Genomic DNA, 14,372 nt, shown 5'->3' on the forward strand with positions numbered 1-14,372 from the left:
GTGAACCTCTGGGCATAAAAAGGAGAGCGATTCATTTAATACTAAGCCAGGTTAGTAGTTCGTCAAAAACATGTCAAGCTAGCTTAGTATTTTATTTTTGCATGTGCGAAGAAAAGGGCGCGCCGCTGGTGCGACGCGCCCTGCAATCGGCGTCAGAATATGCGGCTGATCAGCGCGGCGGGAAGCGAATCGCGCCGTCGATGCGGAAGGTCTGGGCGTTGATGTAACTGTTGCGGGCCAGCTCCATGGCGAGCGACGCAAATTCTTCGGGCTGCCCCAGCCGACGCGGGAACGGCACCGATTTTTCCAGATTTTCATACATGGGCGGGTTCATCTCCTTGAACCGCAGCATCGGCGGGGTCGCGAAGATACCGGGCATGATCGCGTTGACGCGAATCCCCAGATCCATGAGATCGCGCGCCATTGGCAGGACCATGCCGTTGACCCCGGCTTTGAGCGATCCATAGGCGATCTGCCCCACCTGGCCATCCTCCGCCGCGGCGCTGGACGTCAGGATGATGCTGCCCCGTTCATTGTCGGCCAGCGGATCGAGCGCGGCCATGCCGAGCGCGGAGATGGAGGCCATGCGGTAGCTGGCGACCAATATGCCCTGCGCAGAAATCGCATAATCTTCGGTTGAAAGCCGCTTGAAACCGCCGCTTTCCTTGTCCTTCGAGACAGTCTTGCCGCCCTTCGACACCATGGCGCAATGGACCAGCAGCCGTTCCTGCCCCTGCGCGGCACGGGCGCTGTCGAAGCCTGCGATCGCGCTTTCCTCAGACATGATATCGACGCGGTGGAAGGTCGCGCCGACCTGTGCCGCAATGCCTTCGCCCTGATCCTGGTTGATGTCGAAGATCGCGACCTTCGCACCCGCAGCACGCAACGCCTTTACCGTGGCCAGGCCCAGGCCCGATGCGCCGCCGGTGACGATGGCGGAAAGCGAAGAGTCGATCAGCATGGCAATCCTTCCGGTATCTTATCCCGCCTGCTATCGGCCTGGATTTCCCGGCGCTCAATCCCAGTTTTTCGGACCGTGCCGCATATCGTGGCGGCGTTGAGGCGGGGCTTTGCATCGCGCTAGCGATAGCCCGCATCCAACAGCCTGTCGGCTCTTGCGGCAACCGCCACAGCTTCTACCACTTTTAAGCGATGAAGGTCGCGTTGCGCGGCGAATGAGGGGATAAGAGTTTATGACCCAGGTCATGAAGGGTGTGCGCGTACTGGAAGTGGCGCAATTCACCTATGTGCCTGCCGCAGGGGCGATCCTGGCCGATTGGGGCGCGGACGTCATCAAGATCGAGCATCCGGTGCGCGGTGACACCCAGCGCGGGTTCCTCAACATGGGCGGGGTGACGCTCGATCCACTGCGCCATACTTTGTTCGAGCATCCCAATCGCGGCAAGCGCAGCGTGGGCATCGACCTGTCCACCGCCGAAGGACAGGAAGTGCTTTACGAGCTGGCCAAGACGGCCGACGTGTTCCTGACCAACTACCTGCCCCAGGTGCGGCAGAAGAACAAGTTTGACATTGAACATATCCGCGCGGTCAACCCGAACATCATCTATGCCCGTGGCAGCGCGCTGGGTGACAAGGGGCCGGAGCGCGAAATTGGCGGCTTTGACGGCACCTGCTTCTGGTCGCGCAGTGGGGTCGCCTATGCGATGACGCCCGAAGCCCTGCCGGGTCCGCTGACCCAGGGCATTCCCGCATTCGGCGACTCGATCGGCGGCATGTTCATCGCCGGGGGCATTTCCGGCGCGCTGCTCCATCGCGAACGGACCGGCGAGGCGACCGAACTGGACGTGTCGCTGCTGAGCGCAGCCTGGTGGGCATCGGGCGCGCTGATTTCGCAGGTGATGGAAACCGGGATCGAGACGCGCAACGGGATGCCGGTATCAGGCGGATCGCTGCGCAACCCGTTCATGGGCAATTTCCGCACGTCCGATGGCGGCACGATCAACCTGTGCATGGTCAGCCCGACCGGCCTGATCGCCGATACGTTTGCGCATGTGGGCGTGCCGGAAGCAGCGGACGATCCGCGCTTCAAGGATGTGCTGTCGCTGATCGAAAATGCGGGCGCGGCGAGCGACATATTGGTCAAGGCATTCGCGCAAAAACCCTTTGCCTATTGGCGGTCGCACCTGAAAACCATGAAGGGCCAATGGGCGCCGGTGCAGAGCTTTGCCGACCTGTTGACCGACGAACAGGCGCTGGCCAACGACATGATCATCGAGGTCGAGGGTGCCGATGGTGGCAAGCCGTTACGGCTGGTCCGTGGCCCGGTGCAGTTTGACGGCAAGCCTCTGGAAACGACCCGCGCGCCGCAGGCATCCGAGCATACCGAAATTGTGCTAATGGAACTGGGTGTCGAATGGGACCAGATCGAACAATGGAAAGCCAGCGGCGCAATTGCGTGACGCTTTGAAAGGCAGGATGGACATGAAGCCCGGAACGAAACTGAAAAGCGCGGTGTGTGACACCGAAGTGATGGTGATCCGCAGCGGCACTGGCGGCATAGAATGTGGCGGCGCGGCGATGGGCGAGGCGAAGCCCGATGCGATCGGCACGCCGGACACGGCCTTTGCCGCCGGCACGCTGATGGGCAAGCGCTATATCGATGCGGCCGGGACGTTCGAGCTGCTGTGCGTCAAGCCGGGCAAGGGATCGCTGTCGGTCGATGGCGTGGCGCTGAGCATCAAGGATGCCAAGCCCCTGCCCGCGTCGGACTGACATTACCCCATGAACATCGCCCTTTTTCTGGAAATGGCCGCCGATACAGCGCCCGACCGTATCGGCCTGGTCTGTGACGGTCAGCGCTGGTCCTATGCCGATCTGCTGGCTGGCGCGCGCGGCGCGGCGGCGCTGATCCGCGACAGCGGCTGCGCCCATGTCGCGTTGCTGGATGAGAGCAGCGAGGCGGCGGCGATGGCGCTGTTTGGCGCAGCGCTGGCGGGCGTCCCCTATGTGCCATTGAATTACCGGCTGGCGGACGCGGACCTTGGCGCGCTGCTGGAGCGGATCACCCCGGCGCTGATCGTGGGCGATGTGGATCGGGTAAGGCGGCTTTGCCCGGCGGACAGCAATATCGTGCTGACTCGCGCCGCCTTTGTCGAGGCCGCGCAGGCGCGCGCTGTCGATGCGCCGAGCGAGGGCGAGGATGGCGAGGGCGTTGCGATCCAGCTGTTCACGAGCGGCACCACCGCCGCGCCCAAGGCAGCGATTTTGCGCCACGCGAACCTTGTGTCCTATATCTTGGGCACGGTCGAATTTGCCGCAGCGCCGGAAGAGGATGCCGCGCTGGTCAGCGTGCCGCCATACCATATTGCGGGCATCGCCGCCTTGCTCAGCTCCATCTATGCGATGCGGCGGATATTGATGTTGCCCGCTTTCTCGCCCGAAGCCTGGCTCGATCTGGCGGCGGGCGAAGGGGCGAGCAATGCCTTTGTCGTGCCGACCATGCTGGCGCGGATCATTGAGACTATGGCGAAGGGCCATAATCCTGACCTGCCGGCGCTGCGCGCAATCGCTTATGGTGGCGGCAAGATGCCGATCGAATTGATCCATCAGGCGCTGGACCTGTTTCCGGCGACCGGATTTACCAATGCCTATGGGCTGACCGAGACCAGTTCGACCATCGCCCTGCTGGGACCGGACGAGCATCGCGCGGCGCATGGATCGGACGACCCGATCGTACGGGCGCGGCTGGGATCGGTTGGCCGACCGCTGCCGACTGTAGAGATCGAGATTCGCGACGAGGATGGCGCGGTGCTGCCGCCGGGTGAGCCAGGCGAAATCTATGTGCGCGGCGAGCAGGTGTCGGGCGAATATCGCGAACGCAGCGCGCTGGACGCCGACGGCTGGTTCCCGACGCGCGACGCGGGCTATATCGACGCGGACGGCTATCTGTTCCTGTCGGGGCGGGCCGACGATGTGATCGTGCGGGGGGGCGAGAATATCTCACCCGGCGAAATCGAGGATGTGGTCATGACCCATCCGGCGGTGGCCGAAGCGGCGGCGGTCGCCATCCCCTCCCACGAATGGGGTGAAGCCGTTGGGCTGATCGTCGTGCCGCGCGCGGGGCATGACGCGCCAGGCGAGGATGAATTGAAGCAGATGGTGCGCGCCCGGCTGCGATCCTCGCGCGTGCCGGAACGGGTGCTGTTCGCCGATGCCCTGCCCTATAATGAAATGGGCAAGCTGTTGCGGCGGGAGATCAAGAAGCTGTTTGCCGCCTGACATGCCGCGCGCGCTGACCCTGCCGCTGGCTGGATGGGCGGAGGGAGAGTTGCGGGCGATGGGGATGCCTCCGGCGCTTACCGGAACGATGCTGATGGGTGAGCGGGCGGCGCTGAACGGCTTTGCCGTGCCGGGCGCGGTGTCGGCGGGGGGTGGATGCCGTCTTTATGCCGCGCGGGACGGGCATGTCGCGCTGGCGCTGGCGCGCGATGACGATCGGGCGATGCTGCCTGCGCTATTTCAGGACGGCGGGATCGACCCCGGTGATGATGCTCAGATTCTAGCCGCTTTTCTTGCACGCGATAGTGCTGCGCTGGTGACGCAGGGGCGTATGCTGGGGCTGGCGATCGCGCGGCTGGGGGAAGTGCCGGTGTCGCCGCCCTGCCAGGTGACGGCCGAGGGGCCGGTCAAGGCACGGACGGAACCGTTGTTGGTCATCGACCTGTCGGCGCTGTGGGCGGGGCCGCTGGCCACGCATCTTATCGGCCTGACCGGGGCGCAGGTGGTGAAGGTCGAGAGCCGCAACCGGCCCGACCGGATGCGCGAGGGCGATCCGGCGCTGTTTGCACGGATCAATCAGGACAAGGATAATGTGGCGCTGGACCTGCGTGAGGAAACGGATCGGGAGGCGCTGATCGCGCTGATCCGACGCGCCGACGTGGTGGTAGAGGCGGCGCGACCGCGCGCGTTGCGACAGTTGGGGATCCACGCCGATGCGCTGGTGCGGGCGGTGCCGGGGCTGGTGTGGATGACGATCACCGGCCATGGTGCGACGGGTGATGCTGGCAACTGGATCGGCTTTGGCGATGATGCCAGCGTGGCGGGTGGTTTGAGCGATGCCATAATAGCCGCAAGCGGGCGAGTGGGCTTTGGCGGGGATGCCTGCGCCGATCCGCTGACCGGCATATATGCCGCGCGGCTGGCGTTGGATCGGGTCCGCGACGGACGGGGCGCACGAATGATCCTGTCGATGAGCGCGATCGTCGCCATGGCGCTGGACAGCGAGAGGCGGCGCGACGAGAAGGCGCTGATGACGGACTTGCAGGCATGGGGCGCAGCGCAGGGGGAGGTTTTTCCGGTGACGGATATGCGTCCCGCCGGGCGCGTGGCGGCGATGGGGCAGGATAATGACGTCTGGCTGGCCCAATGCTGATCCGGCGGGCGGAGATGGACGGGCAGACGCAGGCCGATGTGCGGATTTCAGGCGGGCGGATCGTAGCGATCGGGCTGCTTGCGCCGGTGGACGGCGAGCGGGTGATCGAGGCGGCGGGCGGGGCGTTGCTGCCGGGCTTGCATGACCATCATATCCATTGCGCCGCGCTGGCGGTGGCGCGCGAGTCGGTGGCGTGCGGGCCGCCTGATGTGCTGGACGAGGAGGGTCTGGCGGCGGCGCTGGCACGGCCCGGTGCAGGCTGGCTGCGCGGCATCGGCTATCATGAGAGTGTGGCCGGGATGCTGGACGCGGCGCGGCTGGACCGCTGGGCGGGTGCACGGCCGGTGCGGGTGCAGCATCGGTCAGGGCGCATGTGGTTTCTGAACAGCGCGGCGATGGCGTTGCTATTGGGCGATGGACCGTCGCCACCGGGGCTGGACCGGGCGAGCGGGCAGCTGTTCGATGCCGACCCATGGTTGCGCGACCGGCTCGGTAGCGTGCCGCCGGATTTTGCCGCGATTGGAGCGGAACTGGCGGCGATGGGGGTGACGGGGGTGACCGACATGTCTCCCGCCAATGACGGGGCGATGGCGGCACATTTTGCTGGCGAGCATCGCGCCGGGCATTTGCCGCAGCGGGTAGTGCTGGCCGGGACGCTGGGACTGTCGGACGCGCCGCCCCCGTCCGGTATTGAGATTGGCCCGGCGAAGCTGCATCTGCATGAACAGGCACTGCCCGATTTTGACGATTGCGTGGCCTTCCTGCGTGGTGGGCATGATCGCGGGCGGGTGGCGGCGATCCATTGCACGACGCAGACCGAACTGGTGTTCGCGCTGGCAGCGCTGGGCGAGGCCGGGGTGATGCCGGGCGACCGGATCGAACATGCCGGGGTGACGCCGGACACGCTGCTGGCGGACATGGCAAGGATGGGATTGCAGGCGGTCAGCCAGCCCCATTTTATCGCCGAGCGGGGCGACCGCTATCTGACCGATGTCGATGCCCGCGACCGGCCCTTCCTTTATCGGCTGGGTGCGTTCGTGCGGGCGGGCGTGGTGCTGGCGGGCGGGAGCGATGCGCCCTTTGGCAGCGCCGATCCCTGGGCGGCGATGCGCGCGGCGGTGTCACGACGCACGGCGGCGGACGCGTTGGTGGGAGTGGATGAGGCGCTGACGCCGGAGCAGGCGCGCGACCTGTTCCTGGCCGATCCGGTCGATTTGTCGCGGGTGCGGCGGGTTGAAGTGGGCGCTGCGGCGGATCTGTGTTTGCTGGACCGGGGTTGGGACGACGCGCGGACGCGGCTGAACGCGGGAGATGTGAGATTGACGATGATCGGCGGTTCAATCGTCCATGAAGGCGTCGATCAGGCCCCAGTCGAGTGCCGTAGCAGCGCTGATCCGGCGGCCTGACAGGATCATCAGCGCGGCGCGTTGCCGCCCGATCCGGCGCGATACGGAAACGCAGCCGCCCGCGCCGGGGATGATGCCCATCGCCAGCTCGGGCAAATGGAACCAGGCGCTGGGGCTGGCGGTCAGGCGAGTGGCAAAGGCCGCCATTTCCAGTGCTGAGCCGACGCAAGCGCCCTGCACATGGACGTCCAGCCGGTCGGCGCAGCGCACAATCGCATGGGCGGGGAGCGTGACCATGCGGATGGCGTGGGCGGTCGCGGGATCGCGGGTGGTGCCAAATTCGGAGAGGTCTGCGCCGACCGAAAAACTACGCCCCTCCCCGCGCAGGCTGATGCGGGCGATGTCGCAATCCAGCGCCGCCAGATCGAACGCTCCGCGCAAGTCATCGCGCATGGCGCGGTCGATCGCATTATGGGCGTGGGCGCGGTCCAGCGTGATGATGAGTTGGTCATCGGTGCGGTCCAGCCGGACGTCGCCGGGCGGTGAGGCTGGTGCCGGGGTCCGAGTTGCAAGCCATTGGGCATGCGCGTCACTGCCCTGGAGCAGGCCATAGGCGAGCGATTCGGCGACCAGCGCTGGCGCGGCGTCCATGTTTGCGATCAGACGCAACAGTTGGACCAGCACCGCAGCCGCCTTTGGCTGGGCGTCGATGGCGGCAGCTATAATGGCAAGAGATACCGGCGCTTCGATTAACAGATCGACGTCTTTGGCGCGGGGATGGTCTGGGGTGCCGATGCCGATCAGCGGACAGGGTGGCAGGTGCCAGGGAGTGGCGTCCTGCACGGCGTCCAGATCGACAATCGCATAGGGTGCGCTCTCCCCGTCCCACGAAATCGTGAGTTGCTGCGGGTCGATCGGGGCGGCGGGCGGCGTCATCGGTGGCAGGCTAGAAGCCCGTGTCGGTGTCGCAAACCGAAACTTCCCATTCATCGCCATAGCGTTGCGCAAGATGGTTGGCGGGACACCCTGCCCTGCCCCACTATCCGTCGCGTCAGGGAGACAGGCATGAGTTTGCAGCAATGCAGCATTGACGCCTTGCGGCGTGACCCGGCGCTGCCGGCGATCGAATTTGAAGGGCGCTGGCATGACTGGGGGGCGATCCGTCAAGTTGCCGATGCGGTGCAGGCGGCGCTGGCCGCCAGCGGGGTCAGACCGGATGCGCCGGTCGCCTTCGTGCCGCGCAACCGGCCTGCGGCGCTGGCTGCGCTGCTCGGATTGCTGGCGCAAGGGCGCACGATCCGCATGATCTATGCTTTCCAGTCGCCCGGCGGAATCGCGCGCGATGTCGTGCGGACAGGTGGACCAGCGTTGATCGCCTTTGCCGACGACCTGACCGAAGCGGTGATCGACGCAGCGCGGGACGAGGGCGTGGCCGTGATCGCGCTGGAGGGCATGGACGCGACGCTGCGTAGTGCGGCGACCGGAGCGGCGTGTAAGCGGACCGGGCCGGATCAGCCGCAGATCGAGATATTGACCAGCGGCACCACCGGCCCGCCCAAATCCTTTGCCGTGTCCTACACACTGATGGAGCAGCATTTTCTGGGGTCGCCGCTGACCCAGAGGCAGGGCGAAGATGTGCAGGCCGCGCCGCCTTTCCTGCTCTATTTTCCGATCGGCAATATTTCGGGCCTCTATTCCACCCTGCCGATGCTGATCCGGGGGCAGCGGATGCTGTTGCTGGAGCGGTTCACCATCGCCGCCTGGCACGACCATGTGCTGTGCTATCGCCCGGCCCATGCCGGATTGCCGCCCAGCAGCGTGCGCGGGGTGCTGGACGCGGATATTCCGGTCGCCGATCTGGCGTCGATCAAGGCGATCGGCTGCGGCGCGGCGCCGCTCGACCCCGGCGTGCAGCAGGCGTTCGAGGCGCATTATGGCATCCCCATCCTGCTATCCTATGGTGCCACCGAATTTGCCGGGCCGGTGGCGATGATGACGGCGGAGTTGCACGCGACATGGGGCAAGGCCAAGCGCGGGACGGTGGGCCGTGCGATGCCGGGAGCGCAATTGCGTATCGTCGATGCGGACAGCGGGACGCCCCTGCAGCCCGATACGCCCGGATTGCTGGAGGTCATATCGCCGCGAATCGGGCCAGACTGGATTCGCACGTCGGACATGGCGCGGATCGACGCGGACGGATTCCTGTTTCTGCTGGGCCGGGCGGACGGGGCGATCATCCGGGGCGGGTTCAAGCTGCTGCCAGAGTCGATCCAACAGGCGCTGATGCTGCACCCCTCGGTCGCCGAGGTGGCAGTCATCGGCGTGCCGGACGCGCGGCTGGGGCAGGTTCCGGCGGCGGCGATCCGGCTGTCGCCTGCGGCCTCGCCGGTCGATGCCGATACGCTGGCGGCGCATGTCCGCGCGCATCTGCTCGCCACTCATGTCCCGGTGAAATGGCGGTTTTGTGCGGATTTTCTGCGCACTCCGTCGCTCAAGACGGATCGCATGGCGCTTCGCCGCCTGTTCGACGAAACCGACAGCGAGTTGGACAATGCGACGATGAACAGCACATAAACGAGAGCATCTCATTTTTAATTGACAGGTCCGCCGCGTTAGTGAACACTACTGTTCATAAACCGGAGGAGAGGACCATGGCTCAAGTCGAGTCCAACAAGGCTAAGATCGCCAAGCGCGTCATCGAAGTGCTCGAATTCTTCGATGAGGATCATCCCCAGGCTACCGTGATGGACATTGTCCGCCGGTTCGACCGCCCCCAGTCCAGCACGTCTGAACTGCTGTCGAGCCTCGTCGACCTTGGCCTGCTGCACAAGGATCCCTGTTCGCGTTCCTATTCACCCACCCCACGCGCCGCGATGCTGGGGGCTGCCGTTCAGCCCAAGCTGGTCCGTGATGGTGCGCTCACTGGCCTGATCGACCGGCTTTCGGCGCAGACCGGGCTTGGCGTGGCCGTGTTCGGCATGGTCGGGCTGAAGGTGCAGGTGTTCAACTGGCGCGTTGGCAAGCGGACCTTCCGCACTGCCGGTCCCGCCGGTTTCTGCGGCGGCCAGCAGGATCATCTGTCCGATAGCGCCGCTGGCTGGTTGCTCCTGTCGACCATTGCCCAGCCGCGTCGCGACGGCATGATCCGTCGCCTCAACGCCGAAGCGAGCGCCGACCGCAAATTCCTGCCCACCGAAATGGCGGCGCAGGTCCAGGCCTGCCGCGACCATGGCTTTGCCACGGGCAAGGCGGGCTTTGGCTCGATTGCCGACGTCACCGCCGTGCTGCTGCCCAACATGCCCGACGGCCAGCCGCTGGCGATTGGCTTTGTCTATGAGCCGTCCGACCAGATCGATGCCGACAGCCTGCTGCGCACCTTGAACGAGGCCGTTCATCGCTGCGTCGAGGAACCGGCACCCGCGCCTGTCTCCCCACTGTTCGATGCCAGCCGCCAGACGATGGAGGCCAAGCATGGCTGACGTGAAGGACAAGGCCAACGAGGAACTGGCCGCATCCGCGCGCAAATATTGGTCGGCCGAGGGCTATACCGAGGGCGGCGTCATCCGTGAGGTCGATTATGCGTCTCAGTCCGGCGGGCTGGACCCGTCGCTTGCCGGAATCAAGATCGTCGATACCGACACGCATATCACCGAAGCGCCCGACCTGTTCACTTCGCGCGCGCCCGCTGCGCTAAAGTCCAAGGTTCCTTATGTGAAGCTGGACAATGACGGGGTGGAACGCTGGTATGTCGGCGACCGCAATTTCGGGTCGATGGGTGGCAATGTCATCCGCGCTGACAATAACAAGCTGCTGGGACGGCTCGCCTTTCCCAAGCTGGAGCAGGCGCATCCGGGTGGTCATCTGATCAAGGAACGGTTGCAGGCGATGGACGATATGGGCGTCTATGCCCAGATCGGTTTCCAGAATTCGGGCGTGACCCAGGCCGGGTCGCTGATGTCGCTGGGCGATCCCGACCTCGCGCTGGCCATCGTCCAGATGTATAATGACGCATCGGCCGAATATCAGCAGGTGTCGGGCAACCGCATTTTCAACATGGGTCATCTGCCCTTCTGGGACCAGAAGGCGCTGGAGACCGAAGCGCGCCGTTGTTACGACATGGGCCTCAAGGGCTTCGTCCTGCCCGACACGCCCGAACGTGTCGGCGTGCCGAGCTTCCTGCACGACTATTGGACGCCGTTCCTGGAGATGTGCGAAGCGACCGGTATGCCGCTCAACTTCCACCTCAATTCGGCGGTCGATCCCAATACGCTGACCTGGGAAGGCTTTGGCTTTGAACAGACGCTGTCGGTGGTGGCGACGATGTTCTCGATCGGCAATGCCGCGACGCTGGGCAACTGGATGGTGTCGGGACGGCTGGACCGTCACCCGAAGCTGAAGATCGGCCTCATCGAAAGCGGCATGGGCTGGCTGCCCTTCGCGATCGAGGCGCTGGAGCATCAGTTCAACGAGATGCTGCCGACCAAGAAAGGCCTGCTCAACAAGCGGCCATGGGAATATTTCCGCGACCATTTCTGGGTCACCTTCTGGTTCGAGAAGGTCGGTCCCAAGCTGTTGCTGGAAACCATCGGCGTGGACAAGGTGATGTTCGAAACCGACTTCCCGCATCCCACATCGCTCTATCCCGGCGTGCAGGCGCATGTCGTCGATGTGCTGGGCGGCTATGACCATGCGGTCAAGAAGAAGGTGCTGCAGGACAACGCGACGACCATGTATAATTTGCCCTTCTAAGTGAGGGCATAGCCGGGGCGCTCTGTCCCTCTCTCCAGAGCGCCCCGCTTTTTTTGCGCCGTGCCGGATCAGGCGCGGGCGGCGGTGATGATCACTTCCACCTTATAGTCGGGCGTTGCCAGTTTCGCTTCGCCGGTGGCGCGCGTGGGGGCCGCGACGTCGGCGATCCAGGCGTCCCACACCGCATTCATTTCCGCAAAATCGGCCATGTCGGCCAGCCAGATGGTTGCGCGAAGGATGTGCGCCTTGCTGCTGCCCGCCAGCGCCAGCAGACGGTCGATCTCGGTCAGAGCGCTCTGGGTCTGGGCGGTCACGCTGTCGCCTTCGCCGACCTGACCGGCCAGATAGACCGTATCGCCATGGATGACCGCCTCGCTCATGCGCGGGCCGGTTTCGATGCGGGTAATGGTCATGACTTTATCCTCTTTGAAAATCAGCGGCCGTAGCGCGCCAGCGCCAGATCGGCGGTCTCGATCGCGGGGGTTTGGCCGCCTATCAGGTCGGCGATTACCTGGCCCGACCCGCAGGCCATGGTCCAGCCCAGCGTGCCATGGCCGGTGTTGAGGAACAGATTGTCGATCGGCGTGGCCCCCACCACCGGGGTGGAATCGGGCGTCATCGGCCGCAGCCCGCTCCAGAATGTCGCTTTGCTCAGATCCCCCGCGCCGGGGAACAGCGTGCCGACACTATGGTCAAGCGTGTCGCGGCGCGCCTGCGGCAGATCATTGGTGTAGCCCGACAATTCCGCCATGCCGCCCACGCGGATGCGGTCGCCCAGCCGGGTGATCGCGACCTTGTAGCTTTCATCGAGCAGGGTGGAGACCGGGGCAGCATCCGGCTGGATGATCGGCACGGTGATCGAATAGCCCTTCACCGGATAGACTGGCAGGCGCAGGCCGAGCGGGGCGAGGAGCAGCGGCGAAAAGCTGCCCATGGCGACGAGATAGGCGTCGCCGCTGACCGGGCCATCGTCGGTGACGACATGTGCGATACGCCCGGCTTCGCGCGCCAACCCCTTGATCGTGCGGCCCATCAGGAACTGGACGCCGCGCGCGCGTGCCATGTCCGCGAGGGCATTGGTGAATTTGAAACAGTCGCCCGTCTCGTCATTGGGCAGGCGCAGGCCACCCGCGATGGGCGAAGCGCTGGCGGCGAGGCCCGGTTCGGCGGCCAGGCATCCGGCGCGGTCCAGCACCTCGAACGGGACATTGTCGGCGCGCAGCACCTCTATATCCTTGGCGATGCCGTCGAGCTGCTTCTGTTCGCGGAACAGCTGGAGCGTACCCTGGCTGCGCTCGTCATAGCTGATGCCAGTATCGGCGCGCAGGGCGATTAGTTGATCGCGGCTATATTCGGCGAGGCGCACCATCCGCCCCTTGTTGATGCGATAATCGGCGGCATTGCAATTGCCCAGCATCGCGATCATCCAGCGCAGCATCGCCATGTCGACATTGGGGCGCAGGATCAGCGGGGCGTGCTGCATGAACAGCCAGCGCAGCGCCTTGGCCGGGATGCCGGGCGCGGCCCATGGCGACGCATAGCCGGGCGAGATTTCGCCGGCATTGGCGAAGCTGGTTTCCTGCGCCACGCCAGTCTGGCGATCGATCAGGACGACCTCATGACCCGCCTGCGAGAGATACCAGGCGGAGGTGACGCCGATGACGCCGCCGCCCAGGATGACGACCTTCATGCCATGATGCTCCTGTCGGGGGTGGCGACCGGCGCGGGCAGATAGGTGCGCGCATAGCGGTGGCCGAGCCGGGTCAATATTTCGTAGCTGATCGTGTCGGCCTGCGCCGCGACATCGTCGATCGTCTGGTGCGGGCCGATCAGCTCGACCGGCGCACCGGCGTGGAGCAAGGCATCGGGGACGTCGGTGACATCGAGCGCCATACTGTCCATAGAGACCCGCCCGACGATCGGCACCCGCACGCCGCCGATCCAGGCGCTGCCACGGTTGCTCAAATGACGCGGCCAGCCATCGGCATAGCCGACCGAGATGGTCGCCACACGGGATGGGCGATCGAAACGGTGGGTCAGGCCATAGCCGACCCCGGCACCTGCTTCGACAGTGCGTAGCTGGACGATGTATGCGTCGAGCGCGACGACCGATTGCATGGGATTGGGCTGGCCATGAGGCGCGCCGCCATTGAGGGCGATCCCGGCGCGGACGATGTCGCCATGGCCGACGCCCGCCGTCATTGCGCCGCCCGAATTGTCGATCGAGCGGGGGACGCCCGGAAACTGGCTGGCGATAGCGTCGAAGGAGGCGCGTTGGTGCGGGTTGAAGGCGTCGTCGGGATCATCGGCGCAGGCGAGGTGGGTCATGACCAGCCGCAGGTCGCTACCGTCCAGCAGCTCCGGCGACTGGCGCAGCCTCGCCAGATCGTCGGGCGTCAGGCCAAGGCGGGCCATGCCGCTATCGACCTGGATCACGCCCGGCAAGCGGCGACCGAGAGTGCGGGCAAGGGCGGCCCAGCTATCTATCTGTTCGAGTGCGTTGAGGACCGGTACCGCGCCGATCGCGGCGCAATCCGCTTCCGCACCGGGCGGCAGGCCATTGAGGATATAGAGGGTGGTGTCGGTCGGCAGATGCGGTTTCAGGGTCACCGCTTCGCACAGATGGGCGACGAAGAAATGGCGGCAGCCTGCGGCATAGAGGGCCGCCGATACCGGGGCGGCCCCCAGGCCATAGGCGTCAGCCTTGACCACGCCGGCCACGCTGGCGGGGGCGACATGCCCGGCGATCAGCCGATAATTGGCCACCAGCGCGCCAAGGTCGATGCGCAAATGTCCCGCGGTCCCATGCTGCATCGCCATTCCCTTTCCGATACCGCCGCAGTGTAAATCACGTTTGTTCGAATATCCACGCAATCAGCGGATGA

At 65.3% G+C, this 14,372-nt stretch carries 13 protein-coding genes; 8 read left to right on the forward strand and 5 right to left on the reverse strand.

The window, feature by feature from the left end; genetic code table 11:
• Positions 1 to 169: 169 nt before the first annotated feature.
• Positions 170 to 961, reverse strand: coding sequence for an SDR family oxidoreductase (locus D0Z70_RS06350; RefSeq protein ID WP_119744599.1), 792 nt, complete (start codon positions 959 to 961; stop codon positions 170 to 172).
• Positions 962 to 1,193: 232 nt separating this feature from the next.
• Between D0Z70_RS06350 and D0Z70_RS06355 the strand changes: the two genes are divergently transcribed.
• The 5 genes from D0Z70_RS06355 to D0Z70_RS06375 are packed head-to-tail and all read left to right on the forward strand — an operon-like array spanning position 1,194 to position 6,798.
• Positions 1,194 to 2,420, forward strand: coding sequence for a CaiB/BaiF CoA transferase family protein (locus D0Z70_RS06355; RefSeq protein WP_119744600.1), 1,227 nt, complete (start codon positions 1,194 to 1,196; stop codon positions 2,418 to 2,420).
• Between the two features lie 22 nt (positions 2,421 to 2,442).
• Positions 2,443 to 2,733 carry a hypothetical protein gene (locus D0Z70_RS06360; RefSeq protein WP_119744671.1) on the forward strand — a complete coding sequence of 97 codons (291 nt, stop codon included), beginning with the start codon at positions 2,443 to 2,445 and terminating at the stop codon, positions 2,731 to 2,733.
• A gap of 9 nt (positions 2,734 to 2,742) precedes the next feature.
• A complete protein-coding gene (locus D0Z70_RS06365; protein WP_119744601.1) occupies positions 2,743 to 4,239 on the forward strand; it encodes a class I adenylate-forming enzyme family protein in 1,497 nt (498 codons plus the stop codon).
• A 1-nt stretch (position 4,240) separates the two neighbouring features.
• The gene (locus D0Z70_RS06370) at positions 4,241 to 5,392 is read left to right on the forward strand and encodes a CoA transferase (protein WP_182913863.1); all 1,152 of its coding nucleotides are present in this window, start codon (positions 4,241 to 4,243) and stop codon (positions 5,390 to 5,392) included.
• Entirely contained in the window at positions 5,386 to 6,798 is a 1,413-nt protein-coding gene (locus tag D0Z70_RS06375; protein WP_119744602.1) for an amidohydrolase family protein, read from the forward strand. Before D0Z70_RS06370 ends, D0Z70_RS06375 begins: the two co-directional genes overlap by 7 nt.
• On the opposite strand, the gene D0Z70_RS06380 is transcribed toward D0Z70_RS06375, so the two are convergent.
• Positions 6,730 to 7,674, reverse strand: a complete 945-nt coding sequence (locus tag D0Z70_RS06380; RefSeq protein WP_119744603.1) for an enoyl-CoA hydratase/isomerase family protein — start codon at positions 7,672 to 7,674, stop codon at positions 6,730 to 6,732. The genes D0Z70_RS06375 and D0Z70_RS06380 overlap by 69 nt on opposite strands.
• A 129-nt stretch (positions 7,675 to 7,803) precedes the next feature.
• Here D0Z70_RS06380 and D0Z70_RS06385 point away from each other — a divergent pair, with 129 nt between their 5' ends.
• The 3 genes from D0Z70_RS06385 to D0Z70_RS06395 all read left to right on the forward strand — a co-directional run bounded on the left by D0Z70_RS06385 (position 7,804) and on the right by D0Z70_RS06395 (position 11,487).
• A complete protein-coding gene (locus D0Z70_RS06385; protein ID WP_119744604.1) occupies positions 7,804 to 9,312 on the forward strand; it encodes an ANL family adenylate-forming protein in 1,509 nt (502 codons plus the stop codon).
• Between the two features lie 77 nt (positions 9,313 to 9,389).
• Positions 9,390 to 10,217, forward strand: coding sequence for a helix-turn-helix domain-containing protein (locus D0Z70_RS06390; RefSeq protein ID WP_119744605.1), 828 nt, complete (start codon positions 9,390 to 9,392; stop codon positions 10,215 to 10,217).
• On the forward strand, positions 10,210 to 11,487 hold the full coding sequence (locus D0Z70_RS06395; protein ID WP_119744606.1) for an amidohydrolase family protein: 1,278 nt from the start codon (positions 10,210 to 10,212) through the stop codon (positions 11,485 to 11,487). Before D0Z70_RS06390 ends, D0Z70_RS06395 begins: the two co-directional genes overlap by 8 nt.
• Before the next feature lie 68 nt (positions 11,488 to 11,555).
• Here D0Z70_RS06395 and D0Z70_RS06400 read toward each other — a convergent pair whose 3' ends face one another.
• Genes D0Z70_RS06400 through alr form a run of 3 tightly spaced genes read right to left on the reverse strand, consistent with a single transcriptional unit; the run spans position 11,556 to position 14,307 of the window.
• Complete coding sequence (locus tag D0Z70_RS06400; RefSeq protein WP_119744607.1) at positions 11,556 to 11,900, reverse strand: RidA family protein; 345 nt, start codon at positions 11,898 to 11,900, stop codon at positions 11,556 to 11,558.
• A gap of 20 nt (positions 11,901 to 11,920) precedes the next feature.
• On the reverse strand, positions 11,921 to 13,177 hold the full coding sequence (locus D0Z70_RS06405; RefSeq protein WP_119744608.1) for a D-amino acid dehydrogenase: 1,257 nt from the start codon (positions 13,175 to 13,177) through the stop codon (positions 11,921 to 11,923).
• On the reverse strand, positions 13,174 to 14,307 hold the full coding sequence (gene alr / locus D0Z70_RS06410) for an alanine racemase (RefSeq protein ID WP_119744609.1): 1,134 nt from the start codon (positions 14,305 to 14,307) through the stop codon (positions 13,174 to 13,176). Before alr ends, D0Z70_RS06405 begins: the two co-directional genes overlap by 4 nt.
• Positions 14,308 to 14,372 lie beyond the last annotated feature (65 nt).

It is taken from the genome of Sphingobium terrigena (genome assembly GCF_003591655.1).
In the GTDB taxonomy this organism is placed as follows: Bacteria; Pseudomonadota; Alphaproteobacteria; order Sphingomonadales; family Sphingomonadaceae; genus Sphingobium; species Sphingobium terrigena.

What these genes read in the sequence shown, in the direction of transcription:
- D0Z70_RS06385 (WP_119744604.1), top strand. Translation starts at nt 7,804, where the DNA reads ATGAGTTTGCAGCAATGCAGCATTGACGCCTTGCGGCGTGACCCGGCG.
- alr (WP_119744609.1), bottom strand. Translation starts at nt 14,307, where the DNA reads ATGGCGATGCAGCATGGGACCGCGGGACATTTGCGCATCGACCTTGGC.
- D0Z70_RS06365 (WP_119744601.1), top strand. Translation starts at nt 2,743, where the DNA reads ATGAACATCGCCCTTTTTCTGGAAATGGCCGCCGATACAGCGCCCGAC.
- D0Z70_RS06405 (WP_119744608.1), bottom strand. Translation starts at nt 13,177, where the DNA reads ATGAAGGTCGTCATCCTGGGCGGCGGCGTCATCGGCGTCACCTCCGCC.
- D0Z70_RS06380 (WP_119744603.1), bottom strand. Translation starts at nt 7,674, where the DNA reads ATGACGCCGCCCGCCGCCCCGATCGACCCGCAGCAACTCACGATTTCG.
- D0Z70_RS06360 (WP_119744671.1), top strand. Translation starts at nt 2,443, where the DNA reads ATGAAGCCCGGAACGAAACTGAAAAGCGCGGTGTGTGACACCGAAGTG.
- D0Z70_RS06400 (WP_119744607.1), bottom strand. Translation starts at nt 11,900, where the DNA reads ATGACCATTACCCGCATCGAAACCGGCCCGCGCATGAGCGAGGCGGTC.
- D0Z70_RS06375 (WP_119744602.1), top strand. Translation starts at nt 5,386, where the DNA reads ATGCTGATCCGGCGGGCGGAGATGGACGGGCAGACGCAGGCCGATGTG.
- D0Z70_RS06390 (WP_119744605.1), top strand. Translation starts at nt 9,390, where the DNA reads ATGGCTCAAGTCGAGTCCAACAAGGCTAAGATCGCCAAGCGCGTCATC.
- D0Z70_RS06350 (WP_119744599.1), bottom strand. Translation starts at nt 961, where the DNA reads ATGCTGATCGACTCTTCGCTTTCCGCCATCGTCACCGGCGGCGCATCG.
- D0Z70_RS06395 (WP_119744606.1), top strand. Translation starts at nt 10,210, where the DNA reads ATGGCTGACGTGAAGGACAAGGCCAACGAGGAACTGGCCGCATCCGCG.
- D0Z70_RS06370 (WP_182913863.1), top strand. Translation starts at nt 4,241, where the DNA reads ATGCCGCGCGCGCTGACCCTGCCGCTGGCTGGATGGGCGGAGGGAGAG.
- D0Z70_RS06355 (WP_119744600.1), top strand. Translation starts at nt 1,194, where the DNA reads ATGACCCAGGTCATGAAGGGTGTGCGCGTACTGGAAGTGGCGCAATTC.